Here is an 8,835-nt window from a genome sequence, read left to right on the forward strand (position 1 = left end):
TCCTCTGTGAATTTATAAGCAAAATTGGGTGTCTGCGAAGCTTGATTTTAATAGCCGATGATCCGATCCCGATGAATAAGTATAGAGCGTGCAGAGTCATGATTATCGACTTTCAACTTGAGCAGCAACTGCGTTTTGACCGACAAGCTACGGTTCTACTGCAGCAAAAGGCGAGCTTTTTTCAGTTTGAGCAAATAGCAGATGTGTATAACGCTGAATGGCTCAAGGCATTTCCACAAGGGACGCAATGTAGCATCAGCGGTTTGGATGATGGTGCAGATGAATACGGCATCCAAATCAGTTATAAACACCAAAGCGTCTTGATCGATTATTCACAAGTAATCAAATTGGTACACCGTGATCGGGATGGTGTGGTGCATAGCATGCTTTTAAATTAATAAAATTTTTAAAATCAGCTCTTTAAAGATTCGTCTTAAAAAAGAAAAAAATAAGCGTAAGAAGAAATGAAAAGATATGGAACGTTATTAAAGCAATGACGCAACTTGACCCAAAAGATTCATCATTTAAAATTTTCAATCAGCTATGTTTTGAACTCTTTCATCATTATGGCTCGCACTGCACGTCTTATGAACCCAGCGCTTTGATACATGCAAAACCAATTCAACAGCTTCCTGAACAAGCCAGCTTTGATATTTTTAGCCTCGGCTTCGGTCATTGGTACGCAAAGTTGTCCTATGCAGGGATGTATTTAAAAATTGATGCGGGCTGGGAATTTCAGCTCGAGTTCAAAGATCAGCATGGGCAAATCTATCAAAAAGTCCTTTAAGTCAAAGCCCGATTGACTTGCAGTATGGCAATTCTGTTTTTCTAGCTTGGTTTCAGGTCAATGACAGCCATAACGCTTTCCGATTTAATCCAAAACACAGTTATAGCAACTGTAGACTGGGCGAAATAAAACAATAAAACCTATATTGACCTGAAGGATTACGAGAATGGCACATCAATTTACCGTCAATGCCACTATTCATGGCGTTTCAATTGAAGATTTTAAACGACTAGCCGCAGATATTAGCTTGCATGAAGCGGTGTGCAAACGCATACCGGGTGAAAATCTAGAAATTTTAGAATCAAAGAAAACAGGCGATATGTATACCTTAAAACGTGCGTATAACCTTGATGTAAATATTCCAGATATTGCCAAGAAATTTTTAAAAGATGCGTTTCGCTTAAAACGTACAGATATTAGTAATTTGGCGGCGTTAACGTCAGATGTCAAACTGGATCCAAACCTACCGCTCGAAGCCAGTTGTAAACGAAGTGTCAGTGGTGATGCAACACAAGTGAGTTTCAATTTGGACTGGACGGTGAAAGTCAAAGTTCCACTGATTGGTGGATTACTTGAAAAACATGCAGAAGGTGAAATTCGTCGTTTTAGTCAGCTTGAGATTGAAATTGTAGAAGATGAATTGCGTAAAAATTTAGAAGCTTGAATTGATTTGAAAGAGATTTAAAAAAAGCGGTCATTGACCGCTTTTTTTAGTGACTGATGTTACGCACGTAAAAGTAATTTCACAATTTTTAAATGATATTTAAGTCTATTCGACGGGGTCTTACATCTATGGATTGAATAAAGGATTAGCCTTCGGCTGGAGGTACTTTTGTTTAGGCAAAAGTACCCAAAACCATTGTCATCCGCAAAACTCGTTCACTAGCGTCAAATTTTTCAAAGTATTGCAAAAACAATTTTGATTAAAAGTAGTCCTGTCTCAAACACTTGCGGATGACCTTAGCGCGTATCGTTCATTTATTTGAATCAAATTGCGCTGCTGATGTTACTTCGTAACATCAGTTAGCGAGATGTTTTTTCAAAACGTTGACGATAAAGCATCGCAGTAAAGAAGGTCACCAAACAGACAGTCCATATATAATACATAGCGCCAATGTTGCTGTATAAACTCAACCATTGAACCAATGGCAAAGTGATACCACCCGCGATGGCATAGGCCAAATTGTATGAAAATGAAATGCCCGAGAAACGAATCTGTGCAGGGAACATTTTCACCATACTATAAGACACCATACCAACCGTACCTGATGCCAAACCGAGCAACATATAGAGCGCAAACACGGTCGATGCTGCCACATGGCCCAGGCTGTTATAGAACACGCCCGCAATTATCGCGACAAGGAGGGAACCGAACAGCATCACTTTGCCTGCACCGAAGCGATCTGCCAAAAGACCTGCCAAGATACAACCGACCATTTGCATCACAATAGCGGCACTTTGCATTTTAAAGGCATCAGCACGTTCAAAACCAAAGGTGCCCGTGAGTAGATTTGGCATCGCTAAAATCAATACAACAACGCAGCCAGTTAAGAACCATGTAAACAGCATACCAATCACAACGCCTGTTTTGTGCTGTTGCAGTACTTGTTTCACTGGAAGCTCTTTAGCCAATTGTTTCTTTTCTTGCATGGCTTTAAATACAGGCGTTTCTTTTAAATAACTGCGGAGATAGAGCGCAACAAAACCAAAGATCCCGCCTAGAATAAATGGAATCCGCCATGCCCAGTCATGGATTTCTGACTCTGTAAATTGTAATGAAATAAACAAAGACATCAGTGCGCCCAATAGGATACCCAAAGATAAGCCGGCAGTGAGTAGGCCGTTGGCGATCCCAATTTTTTGCTCTGGCACATGCTCTGAAACAAAAGTCCATGCCGCAGGGATTTCACCACCAATCGCGATGCCTTGAATCACGCGCATCAGTAGGAGCAGAAGCGGTGCTGCATAGCCAATACTTTCAAAAGTCGGCATCACACCGATCATTAGCGTAGGCAGAGCCATGAGTAAAATAGACAAACTAAATAAACGCTTACGACCAATCAAATCGCCAAAATGCGCCATCACCACACCACCCAATGGGCGGAAAAAATATCCGGCTGCAAAAATACCATAGGTATTCAGCATCGCCCAAAATGGACTGAGTCCAGTGGGGAAAAACAGTTCCGAAATAATTTTGGCGTAAAACACATAAATGACGAAGTCATAAAACTCGAGTGCACCACCGAGTGATGACAGTCCGAGGGTACGTTTATCTTGACGAGTCAGGCGTGGCTGAGCTTCCATGCAAATATTTTCCAGCAGCAAATAGCATTTGAGGATTTTAGTGATTCAAATTTTTATTGAATAATCAAACTTTGTTGCCTTATTAAAAACTTATAGTTATGAAAATATTGTGAATTAAGAACAAAATAATATAGATAAAGTCGCATTAACTTAAGAATGATTGGTGATGGATGGCGTTAAATCTTGAAATATAAATGATCAATATCAATGGTATAGGGTGGTGTGATCCGCCATTTTACTTTGTACTCTATATAAACCATAAAAGATTCAAAGCCATAGCATGCTGTTGTTTTATACTCAGAACCGATAATAATGCATATTGCATGGTTGTTTTTTTAACGTGATTTAAGCCCGCTAGACTTAAAAAAGGATAAATACATGAGTCATATTGCTGCTGTTGCGCAGCGTGGAGAAGCGATTTTGACGCTCACTGCCGCAGAGGTACAAGCGTCTGAAATAGGTTCTGCATGGTTAACTGCACTAAGTGAAACACTTTATGCCACCATGCTTGAACGTCAAGGTGTAGGTATTGCCGCACCGCAAATTTATGTTTCTAAGCGGGTGATTATCGTGGCTTCACGTGCAAATTTACGCTATCCCGATGCGCCTGAAATGGAGGCGATCGTGATGGTCAATCCAGTGATTACATCTCGATCTACGACCACGGTTTTGGGTGAAGAAGGCTGCTTAAGTGTGCCGAATGCACGAGGACAAGTCCCGAGAGCCGAGCAAATTCACGTGCGATATTTGACCCTTCAAGGTGAAGTCAAAGAGAAAACCCTGAATGGCTTTCCTGCACGGATCGTACAACATGAGGTCGATCATCTGAACGGGATCTTATTCACCGAGCGTTTAGAATAATAAACTGTACTATTTCAAAAAGATAAAAGTGACCAATTGAGCTAAAAAAATAGCGGAAAAGTAATTTGAATAGTGGTGTAAGTGAAGTTTAAAGGCTTCAAAGGTTGCACTTTTAACTGTGAAAATAGGCTTTCTTTTTGAAGTTAAAACCTTGTATAACTAGCGAAATAATAAAATAAAAAAGAAGATTAATGGGGAAAAATTGGGGCAATGCTGTCTGTACGAAATGGGGCGTACAATGGCGTAAATTGAAGCATCTTTTGTTTGAGTCAGACTATCTCATCATCAATTGGTCTGACTACGATAAAGGGCGTTTACTTCTCATCTTTGGCATGCTGAGTCAAGTTAGCGTGTTGAAGTGGTGCATCATGAATTTTTATTATTCGACCAATCGGATTTGGTTTAATCCGAGTGAACTCAAGTTCAGGATCATCGTCGCTTGTATAGTCCTACTCAGTTATGGCGTATTGGCAGTACTCAGTCTTTATTTCAAAAAATATTTAAATTTTAGACTGTTTTTTAGCTATTTTGCGCCCGTCCTGTTTGGGATCGGCATGATCTATGGTGGCTATATGATCGGGATCTATAGTCCTGCCACTATGGCGGGGACGGTCAATCTGCTGATGGTCGGTTTGGTTTTTTATCGTCCTGCGATTATGCTCAGTATTACATTTCCGATCACACTGTTTATTGGCTACATTTGCTATCAAACTTCGATTGACCATCTAGAATATGCACCGATTTTCAGCCCAGCTTTAAAACAGAGTGAGTTTTACGACAACGCCTTTTGGCTCATGAGTATGGCGGAGTTGTATTTGCCCATATTGATCGTCAGTGCAGTATTTTTTCAGATTTTGCTTTTACAGTGGCGACACCGTGAACAAAAGATGGAAGTCCTCAGCCGTGTTGATGGCCTGACCAATGTGTTTAACCGTCGTTATGTCAGTCATGAACTTGATACGCTCAGCAAACAGACACGGCCTGAATTTGCAGTGGTTTTGCTTGATCTCGACCATTTTAAATTGATCAATGACCAATATGGACATGATGCAGGAGATGCCGTTTTACAACGTGTTGCTCAAATTTTAAATGACAATATTCGTGTACAAGATGTGGTTGGGCGTTATGGCGGTGAAGAATTCATTTTAATTCTAAAAAATCAGAGTTTAGAGCAGGCGATAGAGGTCGCTGAACGCTGTCGATTGGCCATTTCTGAAGCTGAAACTATGATAGCCAACCATCAAATGTTGAAGATTAGTGCAAGTTTCGGTGTAGCAACTGCGATTGAGGGGACACCGTCTGCTGTGGTCACGCGTATGGCCGATCAAGCGCTGTACATGGCAAAGCAACAAGGTCGTAACCAAGTACGCAGCTTTCGTGAGTTAAACTTGGCAGAAGATTAAATAATTTAAACGATAGTTATGCAGCAATTACAATTTCAGCTCGGATTAGCGCAGCTCGACTTTCAGACCGAGCAAAAGAATATTCATTTTGATCATGGCTTAGTCGCTTTGGTGCAAAAATGTGTTCGACATCAGCGCTTCGATGCTTTGGCAATTGAATATTTGATCTATGAAATTGAAGAAATTTTAGAACGATTACAGCTCGATTATCAGACGCAGCGCTATGCTCAGTCGAATGATGCGATGCTGCATATATTGGCGCAGACCTTTTTTGAACATGCGACCCGCATTGAACGACAAAGCTTAGAACATGGCTTTAATGAAATGATTGAACATACTGAATATTATCAAAATCTCTTTGGTGAACAGGCAATCATTCAACTCAGTTATTTCGTTTTTATTCGAGAAATGATGCACCATTTGAATATACAGCACATACAGGTTTTAGCTCAGAACACGGCTTCACCATAAGGACTTATACAGAGGCAGCTCAATTTGTTATAAATAAAAAAGCACACAACAAAAAATAGCCCTTATGAAAACGCCTGTTCCAGATTATTTACAGCATGTCCTTAATGCCTGCGATGCCAATCAACACGGAGCTTTGGCAGATTATATTCCTGAGTTAGCTAACGCCAATCCGAATAGACTGGCTTTGGCACTGTCTACCGTAGATGGCACGATTTATTCTACGGGTGATGACGAAGTCGAGTTCACCATTCAGTCGATGTCTAAACCTTTTGCTTATGCCTTAGCGATTCGTCATCTTGGTTTAGACAGCGTTTTACAAAAAGTCGGTGTCGAGCCATCGGGAGAGGCATTCAATCAAATTGCGCTCGATCCACAAAGCAATACCCCGAAAAACCCGATGATCAATTCGGGGGCAATCACCACACATTCACTTTTACCGCATGACGAACACAGTACCCGAGCTGAAAAACTCCGCGAATTTTTAAGTGAACTGGCAGGGCATGAGGTGGTTGTTCGAGAAGAGTTGAGTCAATATTTACAACGGTTTGAGCGTTAATGGATAAAAGTCCATTGTTGATTTATACAACATGCTCATAAGTTTAGTGCTTAGATCGGCTATAATTTTCTTTTTGCGTTAAATTTGCTTATGTCTTTTGAGTTAAAAGTCAGTTTACTCCCGAGAGTTGAAGCTTTATCCCCACAGCATAAAAAGCTGAATAAACTGATTGAGCAAATCGAACAGCAAAAGCTGGATTTAGATCTTTGGCAAAATGCCAAAAGTGAGATTCAGAGTTATATTCAGTTAAAACTTGTGCCGATTTATCGTGATTTGCATGCGGTGTACTACCGCCAGCTTGCACAACTTTGGCAGCACATACAGCAAGAAGACTTTGCCAAAGCCGATTTAGCACAGCTTGATGCCAAACTAACCAAATTGGCAAAGCAGTTGAAAAAATCCAATTACTTAAATACAGCCGAACTTGAAAAAGTCACTGAAGTAGATGCTTTTTATCAGCAGCACCATGCACATAATCAAAAGCTGAATAAAAAAGCCAAGTTGGCCCAAACTGAACAGAGCAAAGTAGAAGGTTATGTTGATATAGAACAAGAAACGACAGAACAAAATGAGTCTTATGAAGCGTGGGATAGCGATCAATATCAACGTGAGAAAGAAGATCATCAGCGTAAACGACTTGCGCAAAAACGTGAGCAAGCTGAAAAGTTAGTGAACCAATCACTGAAAACTGTGTATTTAAAAATCACTGCCATGATTCACCCTGACCGTGAGCCTGATGAATCAAAAAAAGCAGAAAAAACTGAGCTGTTACAACGTGCCAACGAAGCCTATGAACAGGAAGATTTGTTCTTTTTACTCAAACTTCAGCTTGAGGTTGAGCAAAGTAAAAATGGCTCATATAAAGGTTTAAGTGCGGAGCAAGTGAAGTTTTATCAGCAGGCTTTAGAAGCGCAAAGTCAGTCTTTGAAAAAGCAAATTCAGGAATTGATTAATTCATTGGTCTGGTCAAATAAAGCCAAAATTGTGGTAAATAAGTCGAAAGGGCAATTGAATATTGAGCAGTTGTATAAGCAGATTGATGCGGATGTGTCTGCGGTAAAGCAACAGCTTAAAGCGGAAAAACAAAGACTCATGTATATGGGAAAAGAGAGTGGGTTGGAGATGTTGTTGGAGCATGGGGTGCTTTAACCGAGAAGGAAATAAGTGTATAAAAATATTAGATAATTTTTTGAACTGAATATAGAATAATCAATTATTTTTTTAATTTTTATTTCTATAGGGGTGAAAATGTCTGAGCCAAATAGACAGGCGATAGATACAATTAGGGGCTATTTATATCAGTTTGATAATACGATTCTGCAAATCCTGAACCATGAAGATGAAAATGCTAGTTTTACTGTTGAAGGTATTGAAGATATTGATATTGAGCAGATAGGCTGTGAAACAGTTGCCATACAATGTAAATATTATGAAAAAAGCGATTTTACGCCATCAAAAATTAAAGAAGCTATAGTTTGGATGGTTAAAGATTTTTCAAAAAGAGTTAAAGACGGTAAAGAATTAATACAATATAAATTATTTGGTCATTATAAAAGTGGACAAGATAAAATCCTACTTCCTATTAGTATTGCTTATCTTAAAGAGAGCCTTTTAACAAGTAAAACACAAGAAAAAGAAGATAAACCGAGTGTAACCACGAAAATTCATGAAGAGTTAAGTTTAAATGATGAAAATTTAGAACTATTTTTAAGTAAGTTAACTCTTAATATTGATGGTCAATCTTTAGATCAACAGCATGAGTCCATACTGCAAAAACTATCTGAACTAAATATATGTTCTAGTGGTGATGCAGAGTTTTTTTATGCAAAAAGTATCTATATCATACGAAATTTAGCCAAAAACCAATTGGAAACCGAAAGAAAAATTACGAAAAGTCGATTCATTGGTGATCTCAAGTATTCTAAAAAAATGATTTTTGATCATTGGTATTTGGAAAGAATAAGTGGAGAAAGGTACTCTAAGTCAATAAGAAAAAGATATTTTAATAATACTCAGTCTAAATTTAATAGGTTTTTTTTGATAGATGCATCAGGTATCGATTTTTATGAAATAAAAAATCTTTTAAAGAGTATTAGTCATAAATGGTCAAATCAACATGCTGTAAGACAAGTTGAAAAATTTTGTCCTTATGTATATTTACATAATTTTAAAGATGAAGATCTGTGCAAAATTAAAAAAGAATTGATAAGTGAAAATTTTTTAATAGAAGATGGTTATTACTATAAAGGAAGTAGTTTTGATCCTAAATTATTTATACGAGATGTTGTAGATTATGGTAATCCTTATAGAGTTTTTTTGAAAATTATTCTCTGTACACGACAAATTTCACAGAACCCTTATCCTATCAGGATTCTGCTTTCTTAAAATTGCCAAAATTTCCTTAAACTCTTCTTTTTTCCCAAAACCAATTAAACGCTGAATCGCCATTTGAA

9 protein-coding genes and 1 pseudogene are annotated in these 8,835 nt (G+C 38.5%); 9 read left to right on the forward strand and 1 reads right to left on the reverse strand.

Going from position 1 to position 8,835, the window contains the following annotated elements:
* The first annotated feature begins 98 nt into the window (after window positions 1-98).
* The 3 genes from FTT85_RS06620 (at window position 99) to FTT85_RS06630 (ending at window position 1,451) form a co-directional block, all read left to right on the forward strand.
* Complete coding sequence (locus FTT85_RS06620; protein ID WP_078192227.1) at window positions 99-398, forward strand: hypothetical protein; 300 nt, start codon at window positions 99-101, stop codon at window positions 396-398.
* Between the two features lie 95 nt (window positions 399-493).
* Window positions 494-787, forward strand: coding sequence for a hypothetical protein (locus FTT85_RS06625; protein WP_180183163.1), 294 nt, complete (start codon window positions 494-496; stop codon window positions 785-787).
* Between the two features lie 166 nt (window positions 788-953).
* Complete coding sequence (locus FTT85_RS06630) at window positions 954-1,451, forward strand: DUF2505 family protein (RefSeq protein WP_180183164.1); 498 nt, start codon at window positions 954-956, stop codon at window positions 1,449-1,451.
* Window positions 1,452-1,810: 359 nt separating this feature from the next.
* Here FTT85_RS06630 and FTT85_RS06635 read toward each other — a convergent pair whose 3' ends face one another.
* A complete protein-coding gene (locus FTT85_RS06635; protein ID WP_180183165.1) occupies window positions 1,811-3,091 on the reverse strand; it encodes an MFS transporter in 1,281 nt (426 codons plus the stop codon).
* 378 nt (window positions 3,092-3,469) lie between these two features.
* Here FTT85_RS06635 and def point away from each other — a divergent pair, with 378 nt between their 5' ends.
* The 6 genes and pseudogenes from def to FTT85_RS06665 all read left to right on the forward strand — a co-directional run bounded on the left by def (window position 3,470) and on the right by FTT85_RS06665 (window position 8,767).
* Window positions 3,470-3,952: a peptide deformylase gene (def, locus tag FTT85_RS06640; protein WP_180063236.1), complete on the forward strand. Its 483-nt coding sequence runs from the start codon at window positions 3,470-3,472 to the stop codon at window positions 3,950-3,952.
* Between the two features lie 191 nt (window positions 3,953-4,143).
* Window positions 4,144-5,355, forward strand: a complete 1,212-nt coding sequence (locus FTT85_RS06645) for a GGDEF domain-containing protein (RefSeq protein ID WP_180183166.1) — start codon at window positions 4,144-4,146, stop codon at window positions 5,353-5,355.
* 18 nt (window positions 5,356-5,373) lie between these two features.
* Entirely contained in the window at window positions 5,374-5,826 is a 453-nt protein-coding gene (locus FTT85_RS06650) for a hypothetical protein (protein WP_180183167.1), read from the forward strand.
* Window positions 5,827-5,890: 64 nt separating this feature from the next.
* A pseudogene (locus FTT85_RS06655) lies at window positions 5,891-6,352 on the forward strand (glutaminase); the annotation flags it as partial.
* 120 nt (window positions 6,353-6,472) lie between these two features.
* A complete protein-coding gene (locus FTT85_RS06660) occupies window positions 6,473-7,531 on the forward strand; it encodes a molecular chaperone DnaJ (protein ID WP_180183169.1) in 1,059 nt (352 codons plus the stop codon).
* Between the two features lie 99 nt (window positions 7,532-7,630).
* Window positions 7,631-8,767 carry a DUF4297 family anti-phage-associated protein gene (locus FTT85_RS06665; RefSeq protein ID WP_180183170.1) on the forward strand — a complete coding sequence of 379 codons (1,137 nt, stop codon included), beginning with the start codon at window positions 7,631-7,633 and terminating at the stop codon, window positions 8,765-8,767.
* Window positions 8,768-8,835: the final 68 nt, after the last annotated feature.

The organism is Acinetobacter sp. YH01020 (assembly GCF_013420275.1).
GTDB classification, from domain to species: domain Bacteria; phylum Pseudomonadota; class Gammaproteobacteria; order Pseudomonadales; family Moraxellaceae; genus Acinetobacter; species Acinetobacter amyesii.